This is a genomic window from Hyphomonas chukchiensis (assembly GCF_000682695.1).
Classification (GTDB): Bacteria; Pseudomonadota; Alphaproteobacteria; order Caulobacterales; family Hyphomonadaceae; genus Hyphomonas; species Hyphomonas chukchiensis.
Map to the genome: position 1 here is coordinate 19,438 of NZ_AWFG01000012.1, position 25,878 is coordinate 45,315.

Genomic DNA, 25,878 nt, shown 5'->3' on the forward strand with positions numbered 1-25,878 from the left:
ACTGTGCGAAGTCCGGAACCCGGCCTGAGCACCCGGTGTTCATCCGGCGGTCGGTTTGGCCCCCGGGGCCTGCCAGCATGAACAGGGCCCAACGAAAAGCGGCCGAAATACCTTTATCCGGCCCTGTTTAGGTGGGGTTCAGCCCATTAAGTTTAAGCCCATGGTCATAAGGAGGCCGAAACGATGATGAACTTGCTCACGACCCTAGGCGCAGTCACGGCGCTGGCCACTGCGCCGCTTGCCGTATCCCTGCAGGGCGCCGCCCCGGCTGCGCCTGCCATCGCCGCACCTGCCACTACCGGCGCCCTCTCGGCGACCGAGCGCAGCGCCATCCTGAAAGAGGTCGCCAAGGCCCTGTCGGACGTAAAAACCGCCAAGGGCAAATTCGAGCAGGTCGCGCCCGACTATTCGGAATCGACCGGCACATTCGCCATCTCGCGCCCCGGCAAGGTCCGCTTCGACTATAACGACCCGACGCCGATCCTGATCGTCAGCGATGGCGCCACAGTGGCCATGCAGGACAGCGAACTGGAAACCACCGACCGCGTGCCGCTCAGCTCCACGCCGCTCGCCCTGCTCCTCGACGACAATCTCGACTTCGAACGTGAAGCCCAGGTGCTCGACGTGATCCGCACCAATGGCCGCATCGGCGTCACCCTGCGTGACCGCTCAGGCGAGATGGACGGCACGCTCACGCTAGTCATGTCGGACGTCACCAAGGAGCTGCTCGGCTGGCGCACGGAAGATTCCGGCGGCAACATCACCTCGGTACAATTGTCTGATGTGGAATATGGCAAGAAGCTCAATCCGCGCCTCTTCATCATGAAGGATTTCGACGACGATTAGGCGCTTTCTGCAGCCATTAAAGCGGCTCGGATGAAGTCGGGACCGTCGCAAAAGTTTCAAGAACTCAAAAAGGCAAGTGTCTAACGTTTATTTTACTTGAAAATTCTGCAGGGAGTGACATCTTTGCAACTGTCGATGAAACGGAAATACCCCGCGCAGCACTTGACCCCCCGCTGTGAACCAATCCGCGACATCGCCGCCGGAATTCCCTTGCCGGCGAGACGTTGAGACCCGCGTCAGGCGCGCCCGAACTCCCCCGCGTTCGGGCGCGTTGACGTTTCAGGGATCAGTGCTAGGCAGACCCCATGTCAAAGCCTCTCAAGATTGTCAGCTGGAACATCAACTCGGTCCGCCTGCGCGCCCCGAATGTCGCTGACTTCGTCACCGCCGAAGCGCCCGATGTCATCTGCCTGCAGGAAACCAAGTGCCAGGATGGCGAATTCCCGGAAAAGCAGTTCCGCGAAATGGGCCTGCCCCATCTCGTGCTGAACGGACAGAAAGGCGGCCATCACGGCGTCGCCATCGCCTCGCGCTTTCCGCTTGAGCGCGTTGACGTGCCGGACCTCTGCCGCCACGGCCATGCCCGCGCCATTGCGGCCCGCGTCAAGGGCATCGAGATCCACAATATCTACCTGCCCGCCGGCGGCGACGAGCCGGACCCCGTCATCAACGACAAGTTCGCCCACAAGCTCGACTTCCTCGAAAAGCTCGGCCCCGGTTACAAGAAACTGAAGAAGATCCCGCGTATCCTCGTCGGCGACCTCAACGTCGCCCCGCATGAGAACGATGTCTGGTCGCACAAACAGCTCCTGAAAATCGTCTCCCACACGCCGGTCGAAACGGAGTCCCTCGAACATTCGCGCCAGACCGCCGGCTTCGCCGACATTGCCCGCATGGCCGTGCCCGATGAACAGAAGCTTTATTCCTGGTGGAGCTATCGCGCCAAGGACTGGGCCGCCTCCAACAAGGGCCGCCGCCTCGACCATATCTGGGCCAACCCGGAGGCCCTGCCCGACACGAAGATCGACACCTACCGCGTCCACCTCGCCTGGCGCGGCGGCTGGAAACCCTCCGACCACGCACCAATCAGCGTGAAGGTAAGCGTTTAGGGTGCTCCCCCCTTCCCCCACACGCCACAGTCCCGGCGAAAGCCGGGACGGCAGGCAATTGGAAAAAGGAAGAACCGCATGAGACCCCGGCTTTCGCCGGGGATGCTGACCAAACCTGAGGCCTCACATCAAGGCTGCAGCCGATACCCGCCCGCGTCCGTCAGCAACAGGCGCGCATGGGCCGGGTCCGGCTCCACTTTCTGCCGCAGGCGGTAGATATGGGTTTCCAGCGTGTGCGTCGTGACAGCGGCATTGTAGCCCCAGACTTCCGACAACAGCTCCTCACGCGCAACCGATTTGCCGCCCGCGCGGTAGAGATATTTCAGAATATTGGTTTCCTTCTCCGTGAGGCGCACCTTGCGGCCCTCGGCGGTCACCAGCAGCTTCATCGACGGGCGGAAATCATAAGGGCCGACCTGGAAGGTCGCGTCTTCCGACTGTTCGAAACTGCGCAAATGCGCCCTGACGCGCGCCAGCAGAACGGAAAACTTGAACGGCTTGGTCACATAATCATTCGCGCCGGAATCGAGCCCGAGGATCGTGTCGGCATCCCCGTCCTGGCCCGTCAGCATGATGATCGGCGCGCGAACGCCCTTCTGCCGCATCACCTTGCAGGCCTCGCGGCCATCGAGGTCCGGCATGTCCACATCGAGCAGGACCAGGTCGATCCGCTCATTGACCGCAAGCTCGATCCCCTCGCGGGCATTGGCCGCCTGCAACGTCTCGAACCCATCATGCAACTCAAATTGTTCCGCCAGCGCTTCACGCAGGTCGGAATCATCATCGACAAGCAGGATTGTCTTTTTTGCAGACATTATGGCGCTCCATTCGCTCCAAATTCGTCTTGCACATATCCAAGACACGCAAGGATGTCATAAGAATGTGCCGGAAAGGCGATCACAACACAGGGAGATGCGCGTGAACAGCCACTTCATAGCCCGGTCAGATGGCAGTTTTTTCGGCATGGACGTGTCCTGCCGCTGCGCGCTGGGCGTTGGCGGCGTGATTGGCGCTGACCTGAAGCGCGAAGGCGATGGCGCCTCCCCCATCGGCATCTGGCAGACGCGCCGCCTCTTCTACCGGCCGGACCGCACCCAGCCGCCCGAAACCCGCCTGCCCAAAGTCCCCCTCCGCGCCCACGATGGCTGGTGCGATGCGCCGGATGATCCCCTCTATAACCGCCCGGTCAGCCTGCCTTACCCGGCCTCAGCCGAAAAACTCTGGCGGCCCGACCATGTCTACAACCTCATCGTCGAGCTTGGGTATAATGACGCTCCCCCGGTCCCCGGCCATGGCAGCGCGATTTTCCTGCATCTTGCCCGCGAGGCCTACCAGCCGACCGAAGGCTGCATCGCACTCGCCGAGCCGGACCTGCGCAATGTCCTGCGCTTCCTGACGCCGGAATCCGTGATCGAGATCGCCGTCTAGCGCGCCCCGAAAAGCGCCGTCCCGACGCGCACATGGGTCGAGCCAAAACTGGCGGCGACGGCATAATCGCTGCTCATCCCCATCGAGAGGCCCGTCAGGCCATGGCGTTTGGCGAGCTTGGCCAGCAGCGCAAAGTGCGGCCCGGCGGGCTCATCAACCGGCGGAATGCACATCAGGCCCTGCACATCGAGCCCGCATTCCTCCCGGGCGCAGGCCAGTAACGCCTCCAGATCATCCGGCAATACGCCCGCCTTCTGCGGTTCCTCGCCCGTGTTCACCTGAATGAACACCGGCACACGCCGCCCGAGCTTGTCCATGGCCTTGGCCAGCGTCCGCGCCAGTTTCTCGCGATCGAGCGTCTCGATCACATCGAACAGGGCGACCGCATCGTCCGACTTGTTGGTCTGCAGCGGGCCGATCAGTCGCAGTTCCAGGTCAGGATAGTCTGCACGCCGCGCCGCCCAATGGGCTTGCGCCTCCTGAACCTTGTTCTCGCCGAACACGCGCTGGCCAGCCGCCAGCATCGCCTCAAGCTTCTCGTCAGGTTGGGTTTTCGAAACAGCAACGAGCACCGGCGCCGGATTAACCGCCGCCGAAAGCTCCGCCAGAATCTCGCTGCGCCGCTTGGCAAGTGTGAGGGAAACCGTATCAGTCATGCTGATGACGTTGAAACGCCAATCCTCGCCAAAGCGCAAGCTCATGACCGCTGCCCGCATTGCCGCAGCGCACCTCCCAGCCGGCTTGCCGCCGGTGTTTTTCCTCACCGATCCGCAAAGAACGCCCGATCCGGCCAGCATAGCGCGCACGCTCCCCGAAGGCTGGGGCATCATCCATCGCCATTTCGGTGCAGCAGATGCGTCATTTGTCGGGGCCCAGCTCGCAGCCATCTCTCGCCAACGCCACCTGCGCCTGCTGATCGCCGCTGATCCTCAGCTCGCCCTTCAGGTCGGCGCTGATGGCGTGCACTGGCCGCATGCCCGCTTGGCCCAGTCCCGCCAGTGGAAAGACCGGATGGGCCTCATGACCGCCAGCGCGCACTCGCCCGCAGAGCTGCGCGCCATCGCCGGTTTCCCGATTGATGCAGCGCTCGTCTCGGCCATCTTCCCGTCCGCCAGCCCGTCTGCTGGCAAACCGCTCGGTGCGCCGGCATTGCGCCGCCTCGGCCAGTCTGCGCCCTGCCCCATCTACGCACTCGGCGGTGTGAATGCAGGGAACGCTGGCAAGGTCGCGCCCTTCGCAGGGCTCGCGGCGGTCGACGGGCTCATGCAATAGAGCGCATCAACCGCCCTCGGCCGGTGTGCCCAGAATCGCGATCATGAAACCGAGAATGGCGAGGCTGGCATAGAGCGCCGTCTTTCGCTTGTGCCCCAGCACCCGGTGGGCTGACACCGCCGCAATCGCCGACTGGACGCCGTAATAGATGGCAAAGGCGCGCGACGCGTAGGAGATGATCTCGAACAGGTCGACGGTCCAGGTAAACACAAGGCCAATGCCGACAAGGATCGCATAGGCCTGCCGCTCGCTGACCAGTCCGCCCGTCAGCTCGGCCACCAAGCCGCCCGAGCCGCTCGTATCCGCAATCGCCGCGCTGAACTGCGCGGTCAGCGCAGCTGCAACCAGCAGGAAAGGCAGGATCGGCGCGACGACTTTCATCATGTCGATGATCGCAGTCTCTTCCAGATGCAGCTCATTGCCCTGAAACACATAGGCCACGAAGCCGATATAGATCATGTAGATCGCCGAAGAGACCAGTTGTGCGAGCCTCATCGAGCGTATCCGCGTGAGATGGTCGTAGGTGGTGCCAAGATAGCGCGATGTCTCGAAGCCCTGCACGGTCACGATCAGGCCGAAAGCCAGCGAGATCGCCGCCCAGCCGGATGCCCTGGGCTCCAGAAACACTAACTTGTCGGTGCTCGCTTCTTTGCCGAAGAAAATGGCGAGCCCAACCAGCAGGCCGAGAATGATCGCCAGCTTCACGCTGACCGATACCTGCTCCATGCGCTCCAGCGCGCGAAAGCCCTTGAACCAGCCAACGGCCAGGATCAGGAGCATGACGACGCTGGTCAGGATGCGGGCGGAATACTTTGTGTCCCATGGCGTCAGGCTGACGCCGAAGGCACCGAACAGGTTCAGGTAATAGGCAACCGAAATGACGTAAGCGAGTGCAAGGGTCCATGAACCACCGATCTCAAGCCGGGCCACGAACTTGTCCGGATCTTCGTCATGCTCACCGCGCAGCCGGATATTGTGCCGGATCGCCCCGCCAAACAGGTAGGCACCGGCGCAAAGCGCCAGCATGATCAGCGGCGCGTATTTTCCGTACTGGAAATCAAGGATCGGTCCGAGGACCAGGAAGCCGCTGCCGATGATCGAAGCGAGCGGCGTCATGGTGGCGCGCCAGAGCTTCACATTGGCCACGCGAGGCCACAGGAGGACAGCGCCCGCTATCAGCGTGACGACGAGGATCAAGCCATTCACAAACATGGCGCCAACACTCATCATCCCCGATTGCGCGCCCGTGCGGACCGTGGCGCCTGAATAGGCACAGGCCTAAACCCGGTCGCAAGCCTCAGGCAACATGTAAAAGGCCGCCGGTCATGCGATGGCCAGATCAAAAGAAGGGAAAATCAGAACTTGAAGGCGGACTTGAGCCGGATACCGGTTTCGACCTGATTGTCTTCCCACTGGGTGGAATCATTCAGACGTTCGGCACCGAGGCTGACTTCACCACCGACCGAAAAACGGGGTGTCACGCGGAACGTGGCGCCAGCCTGCATCTGCTCACGCGGCAGGGGCGACGAGTTCGGGCGTGTCAGCATGTCGAGATTAAGCTGCCAGCGTGTGTTGCCACCGAACTGGACCGAGAAATCATCGGTTGGTTCCGGTTGCCAGACTGGCTTGGTGTCCGCAGGCTTTGGGCGGGCAAACTGGCGATACCAGTCAGCCTCTGCGGCCTTGCTTTCGGAAAGGGATGGTGCATCGACCTTCATCGCGCCCTCTGCCATAGCCGGATCGGCCATGGCTGGCATTGCCAGCACAGCCGAGAACAGCATGAGAGAGAGGACCAAGCCCGATTTCATATTCTGCACCTTACCCGTAACAAGAATAGTCAGCGGGCCCAGTAAATAGAAGATTAACATTCCGTGAGGCGGCTAAATTAAAGCGATAGTGTGATTTCTAACACAATACCGTCCGCCGAATCCTCCTTTTGAGGCACTCCGAGGGGCAAAGCTCGCCTTACGCGACTTGTCTGGCTCCGGTATCCCCCTGTAACACGCAGGCTGTCGGTAAGTTCCTTGGCAGCGCCAAGGCTCCATGATTCGCTTGTCAGCCCAGTCAGGTCGTCCGTTGCCTCGCCATAGTCGGCACCGAAGACCATCGAGAAGGCCTGTTTGGTGGCCCCGATCGTCCAGGCGGAATAGTCGCCCGCACCTGAATCCAGGCCATTATTGCTGCCGAGCAGACTCGCGCCCAGCGTGATCGTCTCGAACTCCGCCGATGCCCCGGCCGACCATGTTTCCACTGTGCCATATATATCCGGTCGCAGGGACGAGCTGACATCCGCCCGGCTATAGGCGAGCGCCCCGCGCAACCGGACACCGCTCTCGCGCAAGCGCCGCGAGACATTGATGGCCGCTTCAGCCGCTGAATCGACACTGATTTGCGGATTACCCGCGACCTGGCGCTCCGGATCGCGGTCCAGTCCGCGCACATCGGCCGTCGGCGTATAAGAGACCCCGGCCCGGACACCCAGGATACGCGGGCTGGCATAGCTGACCTTCAGCGCCGGTCCTGTCAGGTCATTATCAGTGCGAATATAGGCCCGGCCGGTCGGGTCGAGCACCGGATTGGCCGTGCTGGCCTTGAGGAAGATGCTGGGGGCGCCTTCGTAAAATCGCGCGGCCACGCCTTTGTCGCGGCCCAGCCGCACCTCGCCATAGCCCCCTTCGGCATAGACATAGGCCTGTTCCAGCTGGCCCCGCGTCCCGACCTGCTCATAGCCAGTCCCCGCCGCAAGGCCGCTGAAGGCGCCCTGCCCCAGCCCGAAATCACCCCCGCTCACGCCGCTGAAGCCCGCCCTGTGGGGATTGTCGTGCTGCAGCTCAAGCCGGCCGACGGCGCCAATCTCGAGGCCATTGTCCAGAATCCGGTTGGTCGAGAGATTGAAAGCGGCTGCCCAGGTCACCGGCGCATCTTCAGCGCTCGACGCGGCGACCGCCACATCGGCCCCGGCTTCGGTTTCCCAGACCTCCCAGTCCTCCTGGGCTATGGCCTGTCCGGCCAGCGGGCCCAGCACGGCCAGCAGTGTCAGTGGTTTCCACATGGTTTCTCTCCTGCAAACCCCTTGCGCCCTCTACGGCATATCAGCACTGGCGAGCCCCGACTCCCCTTGTTATACAAACCCTCGTCAACAAGGTCTTGCACTCAGGAACAATCTTCATGGTCAAACACATCCTCACCGCCGCCATGGCTGGCATGCTGATCGTTTCCGGCTGCCAGTTCGGCGGCAGCAAGTCCAACGATGCCAGCATCACCCAGAAAAATGTCGGCACTGTGAACCCTTATCTCTGGCGCGCCACGCTGGACACATTCGAGAACATGCCCCTCGATAAAGCCGATCCCGTAGGCGGCATCGTCAATTATGACTGGAAGTCCTTCCCGGACTCGCCGGACGAGCGCATCAAGGCTACTGTCTACATTCTCGATACGCGACTACGCGCCGATGGCGTCAAGGTTTCGGTCTTCCGCCAGACCAACACAGACGGCACCTGGACCGATGCAACCGTCGACCCGGAAACCGGAATCCAGCTTGAGAACAAGATCCTTCAACGTGCGCGCACGCTCAAGGCTTCACAGATCGGCTAGAAAGCCACAAATCATACGTCTTTAAAGGAGCGGGACATGGCCACCCGTTATGATCCGCAGGCCGCGGAAAGCAGATGGCGTGCCGAGTGGGACGCAGCAAACCTGTTCAAGGCGAAATCACCGGCCGAGGCCGGGGATGCGCCCAAGGCATACATCCTCGAGATGTTCCCCTACCCGTCCGGCCGCCTGCACATGGGCCATGTGCGCAACTATGCCATGGGCGATGTCGTTGCCCGCCACCGGCGCGCCAAGGGCTATAACGTGCTCCACCCGATGGGCTGGGATGCGTTCGGTATGCCCGCCGAGAACGCGGCCATGCAGCGCGGCGTCCATCCCGGCAAATGGACCTACCAGAATATCGACGCGATGCGGGCCCAGCTGAAGAAGCTCGGCCTGTCGCTCGACTGGAGCCGCGAGTTCGCGACCTGCGACCCGGACTATTATGGCGCCCAGCAGGGCCTCTTCCTCAAGATGCTGGAAAAGGGCCTCGTCTATCGCAAGGCCAGCAAGGTGAACTGGGATCCGGTCGACAACACGGTCCTGGCAAACGAGCAGGTCGTTGACGGTCGGGGCTGGCGTTCCGGCGCCATCGTCGAGCAGCGCGAACTGACCCAATGGTTTTTCCGCATCACGCAGTATGCCGAAGACCTGCTGGAAGAAGTCCAGAAGCTCGAGCGCTGGCCCGAGAAGGTCCGCACGATGCAGGCCAACTGGATCGGCCGGTCGGAAGGCCTGCAGATGCGGTTCGAATTCGCAGGCAATGCCCCGGCGAACTATGAGAAAGGCGTCGAGATTTTCACCACGCGCCCGGACACATTGTTCGGCGCGAGCTTCATTGCGCTCTCACCTGATCACCCGCTCGTGCTGCAACTGGCCGAAGGCAACAACGCGCTCACGGCGTTCCGCGCCGAGTGCGCTGCTGTCGGCACAAGCGAAGAGGCCATCGAGAAGGCCCCGAAGCTCGGCTTCGATACAGGCCTCACCGTGCAGCATCCGTTCGAAGCCGACCGCACATTGCCGGTCTGGGTCGCGAACTTCGTGCTGATGGGCTATGGCACGGGCGCCATTTTCGGCTGCCCGGCGCACGACCAGCGCGACATTGAATTTGCCCGCAAGTATGGCCTCTCGGTCACGCCGGTTGTCCTGCCGCCCAACGCAGACGCCGCTACATTTGACGTCGAAGACGATGCCTATACCGGCCCTGGCACGATCTTCCATTCAGGCTTCCTCGATGGCCAATCCATCGACGATGCCAAGCGCATGGCAATCGCCAAGATCGAATCCATGGGCCTTGGCGAAGGCAAGGTGAACTATCGCCTGCGCGACTGGGGCGTCTCGCGCCAGCGCTATTGGGGCTGCCCGATCCCGGTTATCTATTGCGAAACCTGCGGTATCGTTCCGGTTCCGGCAGCTGATTTGCCTATCCGTCTGCCCGACGACGTCACCTTCGACGTCCCCGGCAACCCGCTGGAGCGCCACCCGACCTGGAAGCACACGACCTGCCCGAACTGCAACGGCAAGGCCCGCCGCGAGACGGACACGCTGGACACGTTCGTTGACAGCTCCTGGTATTATGCGCGGTTCGCCAGCCCCGACGACCTGGAAGAGCGCGCCTACTGGCTGCCGGTCGACCAATATGTCGGTGGCGTCGAGCATGCCGTGCTCCACCTGCTCTACGCCCGCTTCTTTGCCCGCGCGATGCGCGATGTCGGCGAGCTGGACCTGCCCAGCGGCGAGCCGTTCGCGGGCCTCTTCACGCAAGGCATGGTGACACACGAAACCTACAAGTCAGACAGCGGCGTCTGGCTGGAACCATCGGAAGTCGAACAGCGCGACGGGACCTGGATCGAGATTGCGACCGGCGCGCCCGCGAGCGTCGGCCCGATCGAGAAGATGTCAAAGTCGAAGAAGAACACGGTCGATCCGGATGCCATTATCGGGGCCTTTGGCGCCGATATTGCCCGCTGGTTCGTCCTCTCGGACTCCCCGCCTGAACGCGATGTGGAATGGACACAGTCCGGCGCTGAAGGTGCAGCCCGCTTTGCGCAGCGTATCTGGAGCGTCTTTGATGCCCTGCCCGAAAACGGATCTTCCGCTATTGGCTCAGATGATGGCTCAGTCGCTTTGCACAAAACATCGCACAAAGCCGTCGCCTCCATCGACAAGGCCATTTCCGATTTCCGCTTCAACTCAGCCGTTGCAACGATCTATGAATGGGTCACTGCGCTGAAAAAGGCTGAAACGGGGTCGGACGTACTTGTCGGCGCGCGCATGGAAGGCGCCTCCATGCTGGCACGCTGCCTGACCTTGTTCATGCCGCACCTGGCTGAAACCTGCTGGGAACGCATTGGCGGCGAAGGCTTCGTCTCGGCTGCGGTCTGGCCCGAGCCCGAGCCCGCCCTGTTGGTCGACGACAGCGTTACGATGGCTGTTCAGGTAAACGGCAAACGCCGCGGCGAAATCACTGTCGCGAAGGACCTCGCGAAGGAGGCCGTAGAGGCCGCTGCCTTCGCGGATCCGGAAGTTGCCGCCTTCCTCAATGGCAAGGACGTCAAGAAAACCATTGTCGTTCCCGGCCGCATCGTGAATATCGTGGTGGCATGAAACACTTCCTCGCCGCCTTCGCCATGCTCACCCTGAGCGCCTGTGGCTTCCAGCCGGTCTATGCACCGGGCAATAGCGCACTGGCCGCAGGCGGGCCCATTACGGTTGAGCCGATCAGCGGACGGTCCGGCTATGTGTTGCGGCGGGCGCTTCAGCAAGAGCTGGCGATCGGCCTGCCGGGCGTTACAGAGCCTGCGACGCTCAACGTGGTCCTGAACGAGAACCTGACGCGGCTGGCCTTCAAGCCGGATGGCGCCGCCTCGCGCTCCAGCCTCTCGGCCACAGCGCGCTATGTTCTCGCCCGGGACAATTCAGCCATTTCAGGCTCCGCCGATGCGGAGACTGACTTCTCGGTGCCGTCCCAGCCCTATGGCGATATCGCCGCCCAGACCAGCGCCGCGGATCGCACCATGCGCGAACTCGCCAAGCATATCGTGCAGGATCTGCGTCTCCAGCTCATGGCTGACTGATGCTGCTAAAGGGCAAGCACGCTGTCGCTTTCGCTCGCAGGCCTGATCCCGCCATCTGGTCTGTGCTGGCTTTCGGCGAAGACGAGGGCCTTGCAAGTGACGCCGCCAGCAGCCTGATCAAGGCGTGGAAGCCCAAACTGGGTGAGCTGGAAGTCACCGTCCTCGACGATGACGCCATCAAGAAGGACCCGTCCCTCCTCTTCGACAATCTTGAAGCCGTCTCCCTGCTCGGCGATCCGCGTGCAATACGTATACGGACGAGCGGAGACAAGATCGCCGCGCTGCTTGCTGAAGCCTTGGCCGAAGGCGACAAGCGCCCGGACCGCTATGCCGCGCGGCTGGTGATCGAGGCGGGATCGCTCGCATCCAAATCGAAGCTACGTGCTGCGGCGAGTGGTGCCCAGAATGCGGCCTGCCTCCAGCTGTTCGCAGATGAGGCCGGCGATATTGAAGAGCGCGTGAAAACGGCTCTGCTGGAAGTTGGCGCAACAATCGATGCAGCCGCGCTTCATGCCTTCACCGGCGACCTGCCCGGCCATCGCGGCATCGCCAATGCCGAGATCGAGAAGCTGGCGCTCTATGCGCGCGGGCTGGGGCGCGATGTGTCGCTTGGCGATATCCGCTCCCTCTCTGCGACAGATATCGACCACAACCTGTCAGCCGCTATCCGTGCGGCGCTGGATGGCAACCTCGTCGCCGCCAATGTCGCGCTGCAACGTCTTGAGGTGGCAGGCACATCGGCCATCTCGATCCTGCGTGCGCTGCAAAGCGAAACCCTGCGCATGCTCGATGCGCACAAGCGCATGGCTGCCGGTGAAGGCGCCCCCGGCATGAAGCTGCGCCCGCCTGTCTGGCAGAGTGACTGGCCTGCCTTTCGCGCGCGCCTCGGCAAGTGGCCACAGAAGCGGCTGATGCGGATTATGGAGCGTATCTATGAAGCCGAGCAGCAGGCGAAGTCAGGATCAGGCAGCGCCGATCCTGTTGTGCGTGTACTGATGAATGAGCTTGGCCAGGCCGCTGCGAGAGCGTCCTGATCAGCTTCCGCGTTTGGCGGTCAGGCGCCGGCACACATCGTCCAGCTGCTCCAGGTCGCGATACTGGATCCGCAGCTCGCCACCATTCTTGCCATGACGGATGTCTACGGCCAGACCCAGCGTGCGCGTCAGGTCCGCCTCAAGCGCTTCGGTGTCGACATCCTTCTCCTCGGCCATTTGCTTGGCTGATTTTGTCTCGACAGGTCCGCCCTCGCGCGCCTCTTTAGCCTTGGCCTCAACCTCGCGAACACTCAGCCCCTTCTCCGCCGCCAGCTTGACGAGCGCCTCAGGGTCCGGCGCGCCAAGCGCAGCGCGGGCATGGCCGGCGCTCAGTTTCCCATCGCGCACAAACGCCCGCGCGCTTTCCGGCAATTGCAGCAGGCGCAGTGTGTTGGCAATGTGAACCCGGCTCTTGCCGACGCTATTGGCCAGGCTGTCCTGCGTCCGCCCGAAGCGTTTCATCAGCGCTTCATAGGCTTCCGCCTCTTCGATCGGATTGAGGTCTGCGCGTTGGACGTTCTCGATGATGCCGATCTCGAGAAGCTCAAGTTCATCGATGTCGCGCACAAGCGCCGGGATCGACTTCAGGCCCGCAATCTTGGCCGCACGCCAGCGGCGTTCACCCGCGATGATCTGGAACTTGCCCTTATCCTTCGGGTCCGGCCGCACGAGGATCGCTTGCAAGACACCCTTGCTCTTCAGCGACTCCGCGAGCTCGTTCAGCGCGCTTTCATCGAATGTGCGGCGCGGCTGGGCCGGATTCCGGCGAATAAGGTCAATATCGATCTCATTCGACGCCACACCCGGCTTGGCAGACAATTCCTTGCCGGAACCAGCGCCGACAGCATCGACCTCGCCCATCAGGGCCGACAATCCGCGGCCAAGCCGCGTGGGTTTGCTCTTTGCCTCTTCGCTCATCGTGATCAGGCCGCTCTCGCTTTTTCGCGTTGCAGGACTTCGGAGGCGAGACGGATATAGGCCTCGCTGCCGGGACACCGATAATCGTAGAGTAGTGCGGGCTTACCGAAGGATGGCGCCTCGGACAGACGGACATTCCGCGGTATGACCGTGTTGTAGACCTTGTTGCCGAAATAGGCGCGTACCTGGTCGGCCACTTCGTCGGACAGGTTGTTGCGACGGTCATACATGGTCAGCACCACGCCCTGGATCTCGAGGCCAGGATTAAGGCCCTGCCGCACGACTTCGACCGTCCGCATCAGTTGGGACAGACCTTCCAGCGCCAGGAACTCGCACTGTAGCGGCACAAGCAGCGCATTCGCGGCCGTCATGGCGTTCAATGTCAGTGCCGACAGGGATGGCGGGCAATCGATCAGGATATAATCGTATTTGACGAGGCCGCCCATTTCGGCCCGGTCAACATAATTCATAAGCGCTTCACGCAGGCGATAGGAGCGACGCGCATCACCGGCCAATTCCGTTTCCACGCCAGACAGGTTCTCGTCGCCGGGAACAATGTCCAGGCGCGGCACGATGGTCGAAAGGACCGTCTGTTCCATGTCGACACGGTCAACGACCAGATCATAACTCGTCAATTGCCGGTCTGCCCTGGAAATACCAAGGCCTGTCGAGGCATTACCCTGCGCATCGAAATCGACGATCAGAACGCGGCGACCTACAGCCGCCAATGCAGTTCCAAGGTTAATCGAAGTCGTGGTCTTACCGACCCCGCCCTTCTGATTCACCACAGCAAAAATCCTAGGCTTCGCCACCTTGCAGCTCCCTTACGATCAACACGACTCCCGACCCACCGCTTCGGCTCGGAATCGCCTCATGAGCGAATCTCCACCTTTGTCGGGCTTCCGTCAATTCTTCTTCCCAGCGTTCGCCCTTGAGGAATAGCCCTGTTGCACCGTTTTTCATCCAGGGAGAGGCGTAATCCAGAAGTTTCGGAAGCGGCGCAAAGGCCCTCGCCGTGACGAAATCGGCGCGGCTGGCCGGTGCCGATTCCACCCGTCCCTTATACACATCGGCCGATAATCCGGCCGCATCAATCGCCGCATTCAGGAACGCCGTTTTCTTGCCGACGCTTTCCATCATCGTCACGCGGCCCTCCGGCCGGGCCGCCGCGATAATAAGGCCGGGAAACCCTGCGCCCGATCCAAGATCCACGACGCTAGCCGTCTCCGGAATATGGTCGAGCAATTGAAGGCAATCCCACACATGCCTTTGCCAGATATGCGGCCACTCGCGCGGCCCGATCAGATTCGACTTCATCCGCCAGGAATCGAGCGTGTCGATCACGCGGTCCAAACGGTTAAGCGTTTCACGTGAAACATTATGAGCGGCCAGAAATACCGCACGGTCATTCTCGCTTGTCATCGGGTCAGACCGCCTTCGCGCGGCGTTTCACATGGCTGAGCAATGCCGTGAGTGCACCGGGCGTGACACCCTCAATCCGCCCGGCCTGGCCCAGCGTTGTTGGCCGGATCAATTCGAGCTTCTGACGGACTTCATTCGAAAGTCCACCAACCGATGCGTAATCGATGTCACGTGGAAGCGTCAGACCCTCGTCACGGCGAAGCGCGGCCACATCCGCCGACTGGCGTTCGAGATATCCGGAATAGAGGGCCTCTATTTCCAATTGGGCGGCCGTCTCGGGAGAAATATCTGAAAGGTCCGGCCAAACGGCGGTCAGTTCGGGAAAACCGATATTCTTGTAGGCCAGATATTCCCAGGCCGACCTCACCCTGCCGTCCTGATTGATTTCCCATCCGGCCTGCGCTGCTTTTGCCGGCGAGAGGGTCAGGGCCTGGAGCGTTTCACGCGCGCGGGTTAATGCATCTTGTTTCACGTGAAACACTTTGGCCCGAATCGGGCCCACACAGCCCATTTCGAGGCCTTTTCGTGTCAGGCGCTGATCCGCATTGTCCGCGCGGAGGGCCAGACGATATTCGGCGCGCGATGTAAACATCCTATACGGCTCGGTCACGCCGCGCGTGACGAGGTCGTCAATGAGGACGCCGATATAGGCTTCGGCCCGGTCAAACATCACGGGTTCTTTGCCCGCAGATGCCCGCGCCGCATTCAGGCCCGCGACGAGGCCCTGGGCGCCTGCTTCCTCATATCCCGTGGTCCCATTGATCTGACCAGCCAGATAAAGCCCCGCCTGCGCACGGACTTCCAGTGCGGGCGTCAAAGCACGCGGATCGACATAGTCGTATTCAATCGCGTAGGCATATTGCCGGATCACCACGTTTTCGAGGCCCGGAATGGTCCGGATGAATTGATCCTGGACCGTTTCCGGCAGTGACGTGGAAATGCCGTTCGGATAGACCGTGTCGTCGTCGAGGCCTTCCGGCTCCAGAAAGATCTGGTGACGGTCCCGATCGGCAAAACGGTGAACCTTGTCTTCGATGGACGGGCAATAGCGGGGGCCGCGTCCGGCAATCGCGCCGGAATAGACCGCCGATTGATTGATATTCTCGGCGATGATTGCGTGGGTTTCTGCCGACGTCCACGTGATACCACATGCCACTTGGGGCACGTCGATCCGGTCCGTCATATAGGAAAATGGCACCGGCAATTCGTCTGCCGCCTGCATTTCCAATTGGTCCCAGGCTATCGTACTCCCATCAAGACGGGCAGGCGTGCCGGTCTTGAGGCGGCCCATGGGCAGGCCCATGCCATAAAGCCGGTCAGACAAGCCTATCGCGGGCGCCTCGCCAACACGCCCGGCCGGGATGCGTTTGTCGCCAATATGGATCATGCCCTTCAGGAACGTTCCTGTAGTAATGACTACAGATCGCGCATGATAGACTGCGCCGGAAAGCCCAACGACGCCCTTAAGGATATCATCCTCGATGATGAGGTCTTCGGCGCCGTCTTCGATAATCGTGAGATTGGGATAATCCGCCAGCTCCGCCTGCATTGCCTGGCGATAAAGCGCCCGATCGATCTGCGCGCGCGGCCCCCAGACAGCCGGGCCTTTGGAGCGGTTGAGCATGCGAAACTGGATGCCGGCCTTGTCGGCCATGCGGCCCATCAAACCATCCAGCGCATCAATCTCGCGCACGAGATGGCCTTTGCCGAGGCCACCAATCGCCGGGTTGCAACTCATCTCGCCAATGGTCGATCGCTTGTGCGTTACGAGCGCCGTGCGCGCACCAAAGCGCGCCGCAGCCGCAGCCGCTTCGCAGCCAGCGTGTCCGCCGCCGATAACAATCACGTCGAATTGGTCTGGCATCGCCATCGATAAAGTACCTTTGGAATAGGGGGTGTTCTGGCGGCTATATAACCGCGCAGGGCCTCAAACCCTAGGGGTCATTTGCCGATGCAGAATTCGGAGAAGACAGCGCCCAGCACATCTTCCACACCGACAACACCAATGATCGACCCAAGCTGGCGCAAGGCCATGCGGATGTCTTCTGCCGCCATTTCAGCCCCCACGTCTTGCTCAAGGGCATCGCGGGCGGCCTCCAGACTGCTCAACCCTTGGCTCAGCCGCGCCCTATGGCGCTGGCGTGTTATCAACGGCGCCTCAACTGAAGCCGCATATTGATCAACGAACCGGGCGATCGCTTGTTCCAGCGGCTCGACGCCGGCGCCATCCCTGGCCGAGATCACATGATCGGCTTTGATGCCTTCCGGCACTGCGACAAGGTCGCTCTTGTTGGCAACCACAAGATCCGTATCCAGACGATAGTCCGTGGACAGATGGCTTATGTCAGGGTCACTTGCATCCAGCACGAACAGCCGCAAGTCAGCCTCACGCGCCGCCACTTCCGCACGTCGCACACCTTCCGCTTCGATCTCGTCATCCGTCACGCGCAGACCAGCCGTGTCCGCAATCCAGACCACATGCCCGCCGAGCACACGGCGCACTTCAATCACGTCCCGCGTCGTTCCGGCCTTTGCCGTCACGATCGCCGCCTCACGTCGCGCGAGACGATTCAGCAGGGTCGACTTTCCGGCATTCGGCGCGCCGATAATGGCCACGCGAAACCCGTCGCGGATCCGCTCGCCAATTCCGCCATCGCCCAACGCGGTTTCGATCTCGCCAATCACGCGGCCGAGCTTCGCCAGGATCGGCGCTGTCGTATCCTGCGGTGCGTCGCCTTCATCGGGAAAATCAATCGCCACTTCAACCAGCGCCAGAACACCTGTCAGCTCAGCGCGCCATTGGTCATACGTTTCCGACAGCCCGCCACCCAGCTGCCGCAGCGCCTGCGCCTTTTGCGCGGCCGTCTCGGCCTCGATGATATCCGCAACACCTTCAGCTTCGGTCAGGTCCAGTTTGCCCGCCTCGAAAGCGCGGCGCGTATATTCGCCCGGCTCAGCCATGCGAACGCCGTCATGTGCGGTGAGTGTTTCCAGCGCGTGCGCGATCACGGCCGCCCCGCCATGCAGGTAAAGCTCAAGCGTGTCCTCGCCCGTATAACTGCCGGGGCCCGGCATGAAGAGCACGAGGCCCCTATCAACCAAGGCCCCGTCATTATCGGTCATGTCCGTCAGTGTTGCATGTCGCGCCGCAGGCAGGCCGCTGCCCAGATGGCGCTCTGCCAGATGGCGCACCTGCGGCCCCGACAGGCGCAGGATCGCTATCGCAGCCGGCGGCGCACCCGAAGCGAGGGCGCAGATTGTGTCGCGCTCGCTCATGTGCGCTCCATCATGCCTAGTTCTTCATGGCCTCGAAGAATTCGTCGTTCGTCTTCGTCTGGCGCAGCTTGTCGATCAGGAAGTCGATCGCATCGTTCGTGCCCATCGGGCCGAGGATACGGCGCAGGATATAGATCTTGGACAGCTGGTCGGCCGGCGTGATCAGCTCTTCTTTCCGCGTACCGGACTTCATGATGTCGATTGCGGGGAAGGTGCGCTTGTCGGCAATCTTCCGGTCGAGCACGACTTCGGAGTTACCCGTACCTTTGAATTCCTCGAAGATCACTTCGTCCATCCGGCTGCCCGTATCGATCAGCGCCGTTGCGACGATTGTGAGTGAGCCCCCGTTTTCCACGTTCCGCGCCGCGCCGAAGAACCGCTTCGGCCTTTGCAGTGCGTTGGCGTCCACACCACCAGTCAGCACCTTGCCGGAGCTTGGCACCGTCGTGTTGTAGGCGCGGCCAAGACGGGTGATGGAGTCCAGCAGGATGACCACGTCGCGCTTGTGCTCGACCAGGCGTTTCGCCTTCTCGATCACCATTTCGGCGACCTGCACGTGGCGCGTCGCCGGCTCGTCGAAGGTCGAGGCAACGACTTCGCCTTTCACCGTGCGGCGCATGTCGGTCACTTCTTCCGGGCGCTCGTCGATCAGCAGCACGATCAGGTAGCATTCCGGGTGGTTCTCCTCGATCGCGGCTGCAATGTTCTGCAGCAGCACGGTCTTGCCGGTCCGCGGCGGCGCAACGATCAGGGCGCGCTGGCCCTTGCCGATCGGTGACACGATGTCGATCACGCGGCCCGAGCGGTCTTTCTTAGTGGGGTCGCGGCTTTCCATCTTCATCCGCTCTTCGGGATAAAGCGGTGTCAGGTTGTCGAAGTGGACTTTCTGGCGGGCCTTTTCAGGCTCCTCGAAATTGATCTTCGACACGTCGGTCAGCGCAAAGTAGCGCTCATTGTCCTGCGGCGCCGTGATTGGGCCCTCAACGGTGTCACCGGTCCGGATATTCGCCTTTTTCAGCACTTCCGGGCTGACATAAATGTCGTCCGGGCCGGGCAGGTAGTTGGATTCCGGCGAGCGCAGGAAGCCGAAGCCGTCGGTCAGCACTTCCAGCACGCCCTGTCCCGTGATCTCGACTTCGCTGTCAGCCAGCTCCTTCAGGATCGCGAACAGCATGTCTTGCGTACGAAGCGCCGAGGCGTTCTCGACCTCAAGTTCCTCCGCATAGGCAAGAAGTTCTTCTGGGGATTTTGCTTTGAGTTCGCGGAGGGTGACGCTGGTAACGTTATCGAGCATGGATGAGGCCAATTAAAGGTGGAATCCGGGTATGATCTGGGTCGGACTGAAATGTGGGGGACCGGGCGAATACAACATCGCGCTGCACAAGGACTGTGCGCCGGTTACAGCGCATATGGGCCTCGAGAGCCGGTTTCGTCAAGTCTTCAATGGCTTATGGCCCTCAGAAGGGCTTCACGGCCACCAGAATGACGATGACGATCATCAGCAGGAACGGCACTTCGTTGAGCATGCGAAGCCGCCTGGCCGACACGCCATCACCGCCGCGGTCCACTTTCTTGCCGAGACCAATGAAATAGCCGTGCAGCCCGGAAAGGATCAGAACCAGCAGCAATTTGGCGTGCAGCCAGCCTTGCGAGAGCAGCGCAGGGTTCATCCACAGCATGGTCAGGCCAAACACCCAGACCAGAATCAGGCTGGGGTTCATGATGATCATCCGCAATTGCTGCGACGACTTCTTCATCGTCTCGTACAGCGGCTCGCCGGGCGAACTCGACAATTGGTGGATCTTGTAGCGCGGATAGACAAGCAGGCTCGCCATCAGAGATACAACGAAGATGATGTGAAGCGCTTTCACGAAGAGATAGAGCATCGTCTGGCCTCCTAAGCCGCCGGCATGCTGACGGCGCGGCCGGCCTGACGCACGACATCGGCGTGCGGGCAGCCCGATGCGCCCGTCGGACACAGCCGGCTCCCGGCACACGACCGGATCGTATCATTCATGTCGAGCGCGGCCATGGTTTCGCCCGCCAGTGTCCGGATAAAGCCCGGATGCGTGCCGAGCGCTTCCACGCGCGTATAGCTTGCAGCGCCATGCTGCTCGGCCAGCAATTTGTATTCCTCGCCAAGTTCGACCAGCGTTTCGATATGCTCTGACACGAATGCAATCGGTGCGATCAATATGTTGCGCTTCTCTTTCGATGTCCGTTCGACTTCCAGATCCGTCGACGGCCCGATCCATTTGAGCGGCCCGACACGTGATTGGTAACACCCAACAACTTCCCAATCCTGCGGCACGCGCGCGGCAATCATCGCGACCAGCGTTTCACATTGCCACTGGTAGGGGTCGCCCGCCTCGACAATCTTTTCCGGCAAGCCATGCGCCGAGAGCAGCAGCGATACGTTTTCCGGGCGCCCGGCCTGATCGAAAGCGGCCATGATCTGATCGACATGCGCGGCGATAAAGCTTTCCTCGAACGGATAGCAACACACTGTCCGGGTCGGTCCGGCATAATGCTTCTTCCATTCCTTCAGCGACGATCCCGTCGTTGTCGTCGAGAATTGCGGATAGAGCGGCAGCAGCACAACTTCATCAGCGCCCCAGTCTTTCACCTGGCGGGCAACATCCCGGGTGAAAGGATGCCAGTAGCGCATCGCAATGAAGGTTCTCACTTCATCGCCGGGCAACGACGCCGCGAGTTCGATCTGCAGCGCTTCGGCCTGTTTCTCGGTTTCCGGCAGCAGGGGCGAACCACCGCCCGCCCCCATCATCGCGTAATTCTTCTTCGCAGAGGGCGCCCGCGTCTTGGAAATGAAACGGGCCAGTGCCCAGCGGATCGGCAAAGGCGCCTGAATGATCGCCGGGTCGTCAAACAGGTTGCGCAGGAAGGGTTGCACCGAGTCCGGCCCGTCAGGCCCACCCAGGTTGAACAGCACAACAGCAATCTTGCGACCCATGATCGGTCAGCCTTCCCGAATGATTTTCAGGACGCGCTCCACGTTCCCGATAGGTGTTTCCGGCCGGATACCATGGCCGAGGTTAAAGATATGGGGGCGCCCGGAATAAGCTTCCACAAGTTCGCGGACGCGTGCGTCCATACGCGCACCCCCTTCGATCAGCAGCAACGGGTCCAGATGGCCCTGCACAGGCATGCCGGCGACGATTTCAGCATTCACGAAAGACGGCACAGCGGCCGTATCGAGGCCGATCGCGGTCACACCTGTCACACGGGCATATTCTGGCAGCATCGCCGCTGCGCCACGCGGGAAACCGATAATCGGCACGGTCACGCCCATCCCGCGCAACAGCGTCACGAGTTTCTTCGTCGGCGCGATGATCACTTCGCGGAAAATATTGTCCGGCAATCCCTCGGCCCAGCTGTCGAACAGCATCAGGGCGTCCGCGCCCGCTTCCACCTGTTTCAGGAGGTAATGGGCGGTCGCTTCAATCACATGGTCCATGACGGCGGCCAGCTCATCCGGCCTGCCATGCGCCCAGCGCCAGGCGAGCGACTTGTCCGTCTTGCCGCGCCCTTCGATGGCATAAAGGCTGACCGTCCAGGGCGAACCGGCAAAACCGATGAGGGCAGTTTCAGCCGAGAGCTCAGCCTTCACACGCGAGACTGTTTCATAGACAGGCGCCAACCGGTCAGCCGCCTTCTTCGCAGGCACCTTGCCGAGGTCAGCGGCGGAATCGATCTGCTGCACCAGAGGGCCAACGCCCTTCTCGAACTCGACACCCAGGCTCATCGCATCAAGTATCAGCAGGATATCAGCAAAAAGGATTGCTGCGTCCATGCCATAGCGGCGAACAGGCTGAAGCGTCGCTTCGGTTGCCATGGAAGGTGTGTAGCAAAAATCGAGAAAGTCTTTGGCCCGTGATCTCAACTCGAGATATTCTGGCAGGTGACGCCCGGCTTGCCGCATCATCCATACTGGAGGCACCTTGGCAGCTTCTCCGCCGAGAACCGATATCAGTTTTGGTGTGCTCGCTTGCCCCATGACCCTCAAATCTCTCATCTCTCAAAAGCCCGTCAGGGCGCTTATTATTACTACCCGGTGATATCAGGGGAGAAAGGCCACTCACAGGATTTGTCCAGCAAATTCCACATGGGAGTCACAGGGTGTCGCACCCCGTTAAGACTTGCTTAACCCTCAATGAACGCGCTGGTTAACGACCTCTTAACGCCCCTTCTGGAGTCACAGGATGGAACATAGGGGGATTCCCCGGGAGTCAGATTCCGCCGCATGTGGATGGATTGTGACTCCCGGTGTGAGGAATCATCTATGCACAGGAACTACACAGGTCTTGTGAAAACGCCCGGCCATCGGCAAGAGAGGAAGCCATGACCACACCGCAGCGCCCCAGCATCTATTTCAACGTCCACCTCGTCTCTGACAGTACGGGCGAAACCCTCAATGCCGTTCAACGGGCCGCGTGTGCGCAGTTCGAGAATGTACAGCCTCTCGAGCACAACTACTACCTCGTCCGGTCCGAACGGCAGCTTGAGCGCGTGATGCGCGAGATCGAGGCCGCGCCCGGCGTTGTCTGGTACACGATTTCCGATGAAGCCCTGCGAGCGCGCCTGGAATCCTTCTGCCGCGAACGCGGCGTCGCGACCCTGCCCGTGCTTGATGCGTCCATCGCCATGCTCGGACGCCACCTCGGTATTTCGGCCAACCACAAGGTTGCCGGCCAGCACGCGCTCGACCAGGACTATTTCGACCGGATGGAAGCGATCAATTTCACGCTCGCCCATGATGACGGCCAGAATGTCAACGGGCTGATCGGTGCCGACGTGATCCTGCTCGGCGTCAGCCGCACATCCAAGACACCCACATGCGTCTACCTCGCCAACCGCAAGGTCCGTGCCGGCAACATTCCGCTCGTGCCCGGGGTGGCGCTGCCGGACTTCATGGAAAAGCTCGGCGAGAAAGGCCCCATGGTTGTCGGCCTCAAGATCAGCGCCGAACGCCTCGTGCAGATCCGCCGCCAGCGCCTCATCTCCCTGAACCAGGACGAACACACGATCTATGCCGACGAAGACGCGGTGCGTGATGAGGTCACACAGGCCAACCGCCTCTTCCAGCGCAACAAGTGGAAGACGATCGATGTCTCCCGCCGGTCTGTGGAAGAAACGGCTGCGGCCATTCTCAACCTCCTGAACGAACGGCGCGGCCAGATATGAGTCTTTCCATCACCCTTGCTTCCGGCAGCGCCAGCCGCCGGGCCCTGCTCGCAGGTGCCGGCATCGACGCCGCCAGCGTGAAGCCGAATGTCGACGAGGACTCGGCCAAGGCTGCGATGCGCGCTGAAGGCATGTCTGTGCGCGACCAGGCCATGCAGCTTGCCGAACTGAAAGCCGTCAAAGTCTCCAACCGCACCGAAGGCCTCGTCATCGGCGGCGACCAGATGCTCTCGCTTGACCGGGAAGCCTTTGACAAGCCGGCCGATCTCGAAGGCGCCCGCGATCATCTGCGCAAGCTCTCCGGCAAGTCGCATACGCTGGAAACTGCCATCGTCATCTGCGAGAACGGCACGCCCGTCTGGCGCCACCTCGCCCGGCCGAAACTCACGATGCGCCCGCTCAGCGAAGCCTTCATCAATGACTATGTCGACCGCGTTGGCGAGCCGCTCCTCTCCACGGTCGGCGCCTACCAGCTCGAAGGCCTCGGCGCACAGCTCTTCACCCAGATCGAGGGCGACTATTTCTCGATCCTCGGCCTGCCGCTGCTGCCGCTGCTCGACTACCTGCGCATAAGAGGAGCGCTCGCCACATGACCCAGCTCTACGGCGTCATCGGCGACCCGATCTCTCATTCGCTCTCGCCGCTTATCCACAATGCCTGGCTGCGCGAGCACGGCATCGACGCGACCTATGAGGCGATGCAGGTGCCGGATGGCGAACTGGAATCGGCCCTTGCAACCCTTACGCGGCAGGGCGCCCGCGGCCTCAACATCACCCTGCCCCACAAGCACACGGCGCTCGCGCTCGCCGAAGAGGCAGGCGACCTCGCCCGCCGCATCGGCGCAGCCAACACACTGATCCGCACAGATAGCGGCTGGCGCGCCGAGAATACCGATGCGCCCGGCTTCCTCCATACGCTCGATCAGGCGGGCATCGATGTGGCCGGCAAGAATGTGCTCCTGCTTGGCGCCGGCGGCTCTGCCCGCGCCCTCGCCTTCGTGCTGACAGACATGCGCGCCAAGCTGACCATCAGTAACCGGACGGTATCGCGTGCAGAAGCCATCGCTGACGACCTGGTCGAAAGGCCGGACGTCTGCTCGCTTGAAGACGGCATGAACCGTCTGTCAACGGCAGAAATCGTCATCAACACATTGAGCCTCGGTCATTCCGGACAATCGCTGGATCTGCCAGCCGGTCTTGGGCGCACCTTCTATGATATCAGCTATGGCGCCGCTGCCAGCAAAACCCTATCCGCGGCCGCCGCGCAGGACTGGACCCCGATGGATGGTCTCGGCATGCTGGTCGCCCAGGCGGCATTCGCCTTCGAGCACTGGTTCGGCATCGTGCCTGATATCGAGGCAGCCGAGCGCAAATGCCGAAAGGTCGTGGAGGCCACGTCATGATAATCCTTGGACTGACCGGATCCATCGGCATGGGAAAATCCGCCACGGCCCAGCTCTTCCGCGATGAGGGCGTGCCCGTCTATGATGCCGATGCGGCCGTACACGAACTTTACGGCAAGGGCGGCGCGGCGGTGGCGCCTGTCGAGGCGGCCTTCCCGGGCGTTGCCGTCGATGGCGCGATCGACCGCCTGCGCCTGCGCGAGCGCGTGCTCAATGATGCCGAGGCCATGAAGCGCCTCGAATCCATCGTCCATCCGCTCGCGGGCAAGGCCCAGCATGATTTCCGCCAGGAGGCGCGCGAAGCTGGCGCCCCCTTCGTCGTCATCGACATCCCCCTGCTCTACGAAACGGGCGGCTGGCAGCTCTGCGACTATGTCGTCGTGGTTAGCGCCCCGGCAGATGTCCAGCGCGAGCGCGTCCTTTCGCGCCCCGACATGACGCCGGAAACTTTCGTATCCATCCTCGCACGCCAGGTGCCCGATGCCGAAAAGCGCGCCCGGGCTGACTTTGTGATCTCCACGGGACATGGTTTCGAGTTTGCGCGCGACCATGTCCGGGCCATAATCGCCCTGATGAATCGCAAGGAAGAGGAAGCCCGTTCATGACCACACTCATCCGCGAGATCGCTTTCGATACGGAAACCACCGGCCTCAATCCGAACGATGGCGACCGCGTCATCGAGATGGGCGCCGTCGAGATGATCAACCACATTCCGACCGGCAAGACATTCCACACACGCATCAATCCGCGCCGCTCCGTTTCCGAGGCGACCATCCGCATCACGGGCCTGACTGACGATCATCTCAAGGATGCGCCCTTCTTCGAGGAAGAGCATGTCGTCGGCGCCTTCCTGGAATTTGTCGGTGACGCAACGCTCGTCGCCCACAATGCGGGTTTCGACCGGGGCTTCCTCAACATGGAACTCGCGCTCTGCGGGCGAGACCCGATCCCCGATGATCGCTGGCTCGATACGGCCGCCCTTGCCCGCAAGAAATATCCCGGCGCCCCGGCCAGTCTTGATGCGCTCTGCAAACGCTTCGACATCTCGCTTGAAAGCCGCACGCTGCACGGCGCCCTGCTCGACAGCCAGCTCCTCGCCAGCGTCTATCTGGAACTGCTGGGCGGCCGCGCGCGCGCCTTTTCCTTCGATACACCGGACACAGAACTGCAGGCCGGCGAACGCCGCACGGCCCGCCAGCGGCCCCACAAGCTGCCATCCCTGCTGACAGAATCAGAGAAGGCCGCTCACGCGGCCTTCATCGAGACGCTCGGTCCCGACTGTCTGTGGAAACAGGCCTGAG

Annotated in this window: 27 protein-coding genes; 13 read left to right on the forward strand and 14 right to left on the reverse strand. The window is 61.7% G+C overall.

Annotated features, from left to right (window positions below):
* Positions 1 to 183 precede the first annotated feature (183 nt).
* Entirely contained in the window at positions 184 to 846 is a 663-nt protein-coding gene (locus tag HY30_RS04700) for a LolA family protein (RefSeq protein ID WP_034737651.1), read from the forward strand.
* 305 nt (positions 847 to 1,151) lie between these two features.
* Positions 1,152 to 1,955 (forward strand): exodeoxyribonuclease III, encoded by an 804-nt coding sequence (locus HY30_RS04705; protein WP_034737653.1) that lies wholly within the window; start codon positions 1,152 to 1,154, stop codon positions 1,953 to 1,955.
* A gap of 128 nt (positions 1,956 to 2,083) precedes the next feature.
* On the opposite strand, the gene HY30_RS04710 is transcribed toward HY30_RS04705, so the two are convergent.
* A complete protein-coding gene (locus HY30_RS04710; protein ID WP_034737655.1) occupies positions 2,084 to 2,770 on the reverse strand; it encodes a response regulator transcription factor in 687 nt (228 codons plus the stop codon).
* Between the two features lie 97 nt (positions 2,771 to 2,867).
* Here HY30_RS04710 and HY30_RS04715 point away from each other — a divergent pair, with 97 nt between their 5' ends.
* Entirely contained in the window at positions 2,868 to 3,383 is a 516-nt protein-coding gene (locus tag HY30_RS04715) for a L,D-transpeptidase family protein (protein WP_034737657.1), read from the forward strand.
* On the opposite strand, the gene HY30_RS04720 is transcribed toward HY30_RS04715, so the two are convergent.
* Positions 3,380 to 4,039, reverse strand: coding sequence for a YggS family pyridoxal phosphate-dependent enzyme (locus HY30_RS04720; protein WP_034737805.1), 660 nt, complete (start codon positions 4,037 to 4,039; stop codon positions 3,380 to 3,382). The genes HY30_RS04715 and HY30_RS04720 overlap by 4 nt on opposite strands.
* On the opposite strand from HY30_RS04720, the gene HY30_RS04725 reads away from it, so the two are divergent.
* The gene (locus HY30_RS04725) at positions 4,038 to 4,655 is read left to right on the forward strand and encodes a thiamine phosphate synthase (RefSeq protein ID WP_081812057.1); all 618 of its coding nucleotides are present in this window, start codon (positions 4,038 to 4,040) and stop codon (positions 4,653 to 4,655) included. The two genes, HY30_RS04720 and HY30_RS04725, sit on opposite strands and share 2 nt — an antisense overlap.
* Positions 4,656 to 4,661: 6 nt before the next feature.
* On the opposite strand, the gene HY30_RS04730 is transcribed toward HY30_RS04725, so the two are convergent.
* The 3 genes from HY30_RS04730 to HY30_RS04740 all read right to left on the reverse strand — a co-directional run bounded on the left by HY30_RS04730 (position 4,662) and on the right by HY30_RS04740 (position 7,707).
* Positions 4,662 to 5,885, reverse strand: coding sequence for an APC family permease (locus HY30_RS04730; protein ID WP_206741411.1), 1,224 nt, complete (start codon positions 5,883 to 5,885; stop codon positions 4,662 to 4,664).
* A 125-nt stretch (positions 5,886 to 6,010) separates the two neighbouring features.
* Positions 6,011 to 6,463 carry an NtrZ family periplasmic regulatory protein gene (locus HY30_RS04735; RefSeq protein WP_155839250.1) on the reverse strand — a complete coding sequence of 151 codons (453 nt, stop codon included), beginning with the start codon at positions 6,461 to 6,463 and terminating at the stop codon, positions 6,011 to 6,013.
* Positions 6,464 to 6,540: 77 nt separating this feature from the next.
* Positions 6,541 to 7,707, reverse strand: coding sequence for a porin (locus tag HY30_RS04740; RefSeq protein WP_034737661.1), 1,167 nt, complete (start codon positions 7,705 to 7,707; stop codon positions 6,541 to 6,543).
* A 116-nt stretch (positions 7,708 to 7,823) separates the two neighbouring features.
* Here HY30_RS04740 and HY30_RS04745 point away from each other — a divergent pair, with 116 nt between their 5' ends.
* Genes HY30_RS04745 through holA form a run of 4 tightly spaced genes read left to right on the forward strand, consistent with a single transcriptional unit; the run spans position 7,824 to position 12,357 of the window.
* On the forward strand, positions 7,824 to 8,249 hold the full coding sequence (locus HY30_RS04745; protein WP_081812058.1) for a DUF3576 domain-containing protein: 426 nt from the start codon (positions 7,824 to 7,826) through the stop codon (positions 8,247 to 8,249).
* Positions 8,250 to 8,285: 36 nt separating this feature from the next.
* Positions 8,286 to 10,853 carry a leucine--tRNA ligase gene (gene leuS, locus HY30_RS04750; protein ID WP_034737662.1) on the forward strand — a complete coding sequence of 856 codons (2,568 nt, stop codon included), beginning with the start codon at positions 8,286 to 8,288 and terminating at the stop codon, positions 10,851 to 10,853.
* The gene (gene lptE, locus HY30_RS04755) at positions 10,850 to 11,323 is read left to right on the forward strand and encodes an LPS assembly lipoprotein LptE (protein ID WP_051614848.1); all 474 of its coding nucleotides are present in this window, start codon (positions 10,850 to 10,852) and stop codon (positions 11,321 to 11,323) included. Before leuS ends, lptE begins: the two co-directional genes overlap by 4 nt.
* A complete protein-coding gene (holA, locus tag HY30_RS04760) occupies positions 11,323 to 12,357 on the forward strand; it encodes a DNA polymerase III subunit delta (RefSeq protein WP_034737664.1) in 1,035 nt (344 codons plus the stop codon). The genes lptE and holA overlap by 1 nt, the downstream gene beginning before the upstream one ends.
* On the opposite strand, the gene HY30_RS04765 is transcribed toward holA, so the two are convergent.
* The 9 genes from HY30_RS04765 to hemE all read right to left on the reverse strand — a co-directional run bounded on the left by HY30_RS04765 (position 12,358) and on the right by hemE (position 22,006).
* Positions 12,358 to 13,275, reverse strand: coding sequence for a ParB/RepB/Spo0J family partition protein (locus HY30_RS04765; protein ID WP_034737666.1), 918 nt, complete (start codon positions 13,273 to 13,275; stop codon positions 12,358 to 12,360).
* A 5-nt stretch (positions 13,276 to 13,280) separates the two neighbouring features.
* Entirely contained in the window at positions 13,281 to 14,087 is an 807-nt protein-coding gene (locus HY30_RS04770; protein ID WP_034737668.1) for a ParA family protein, read from the reverse strand.
* Complete coding sequence (gene rsmG, locus HY30_RS04775; protein WP_034737670.1) at positions 14,074 to 14,697, reverse strand: 16S rRNA (guanine(527)-N(7))-methyltransferase RsmG; 624 nt, start codon at positions 14,695 to 14,697, stop codon at positions 14,074 to 14,076. The genes HY30_RS04770 and rsmG overlap by 14 nt, the downstream gene beginning before the upstream one ends.
* Positions 14,698 to 14,701: 4 nt before the next feature.
* On the reverse strand, positions 14,702 to 16,561 hold the full coding sequence (mnmG, locus tag HY30_RS04780; RefSeq protein ID WP_034737816.1) for a tRNA uridine-5-carboxymethylaminomethyl(34) synthesis enzyme MnmG: 1,860 nt from the start codon (positions 16,559 to 16,561) through the stop codon (positions 14,702 to 14,704).
* Positions 16,562 to 16,638: 77 nt separating this feature from the next.
* The gene (gene mnmE / locus HY30_RS04785; RefSeq protein WP_034737672.1) at positions 16,639 to 17,973 is read right to left on the reverse strand and encodes a tRNA uridine-5-carboxymethylaminomethyl(34) synthesis GTPase MnmE; all 1,335 of its coding nucleotides are present in this window, start codon (positions 17,971 to 17,973) and stop codon (positions 16,639 to 16,641) included.
* Between the two features lie 16 nt (positions 17,974 to 17,989).
* The gene (rho, locus tag HY30_RS04790; RefSeq protein WP_034737674.1) at positions 17,990 to 19,267 is read right to left on the reverse strand and encodes a transcription termination factor Rho; all 1,278 of its coding nucleotides are present in this window, start codon (positions 19,265 to 19,267) and stop codon (positions 17,990 to 17,992) included.
* 163 nt (positions 19,268 to 19,430) lie between these two features.
* Positions 19,431 to 19,859, reverse strand: a complete 429-nt coding sequence (locus HY30_RS04795; protein ID WP_034737676.1) for a CopD family protein — start codon at positions 19,857 to 19,859, stop codon at positions 19,431 to 19,433.
* Between the two features lie 11 nt (positions 19,860 to 19,870).
* Complete coding sequence (gene hemH, locus HY30_RS04800) at positions 19,871 to 20,944, reverse strand: ferrochelatase (RefSeq protein WP_034737678.1); 1,074 nt, start codon at positions 20,942 to 20,944, stop codon at positions 19,871 to 19,873.
* A gap of 6 nt (positions 20,945 to 20,950) precedes the next feature.
* Positions 20,951 to 22,006 (reverse strand): uroporphyrinogen decarboxylase, encoded by a 1,056-nt coding sequence (gene hemE, locus HY30_RS04805; protein WP_338390511.1) that lies wholly within the window; start codon positions 22,004 to 22,006, stop codon positions 20,951 to 20,953.
* Between the two features lie 326 nt (positions 22,007 to 22,332).
* Here hemE and HY30_RS04810 point away from each other — a divergent pair, with 326 nt between their 5' ends.
* The 5 genes from HY30_RS04810 to dnaQ are packed head-to-tail and all read left to right on the forward strand — an operon-like array spanning position 22,333 to position 25,877.
* A complete protein-coding gene (locus HY30_RS04810; protein WP_034737682.1) occupies positions 22,333 to 23,175 on the forward strand; it encodes a pyruvate, water dikinase regulatory protein in 843 nt (280 codons plus the stop codon).
* Entirely contained in the window at positions 23,172 to 23,768 is a 597-nt protein-coding gene (locus HY30_RS04815) for a Maf family protein (protein ID WP_034737684.1), read from the forward strand. The genes HY30_RS04810 and HY30_RS04815 overlap by 4 nt, the downstream gene beginning before the upstream one ends.
* Positions 23,765 to 24,577: a shikimate dehydrogenase gene (aroE, locus tag HY30_RS04820; RefSeq protein ID WP_034737686.1), complete on the forward strand. Its 813-nt coding sequence runs from the start codon at positions 23,765 to 23,767 to the stop codon at positions 24,575 to 24,577. The genes HY30_RS04815 and aroE overlap by 4 nt, the downstream gene beginning before the upstream one ends.
* Positions 24,574 to 25,182, forward strand: a complete 609-nt coding sequence (gene coaE, locus HY30_RS04825) for a dephospho-CoA kinase (protein ID WP_034737688.1) — start codon at positions 24,574 to 24,576, stop codon at positions 25,180 to 25,182. Before aroE ends, coaE begins: the two co-directional genes overlap by 4 nt.
* On the forward strand, positions 25,179 to 25,877 hold the full coding sequence (gene dnaQ, locus HY30_RS04830; protein ID WP_034737690.1) for a DNA polymerase III subunit epsilon: 699 nt from the start codon (positions 25,179 to 25,181) through the stop codon (positions 25,875 to 25,877). Before coaE ends, dnaQ begins: the two co-directional genes overlap by 4 nt.
* Position 25,878: the final 1 nt, after the last annotated feature.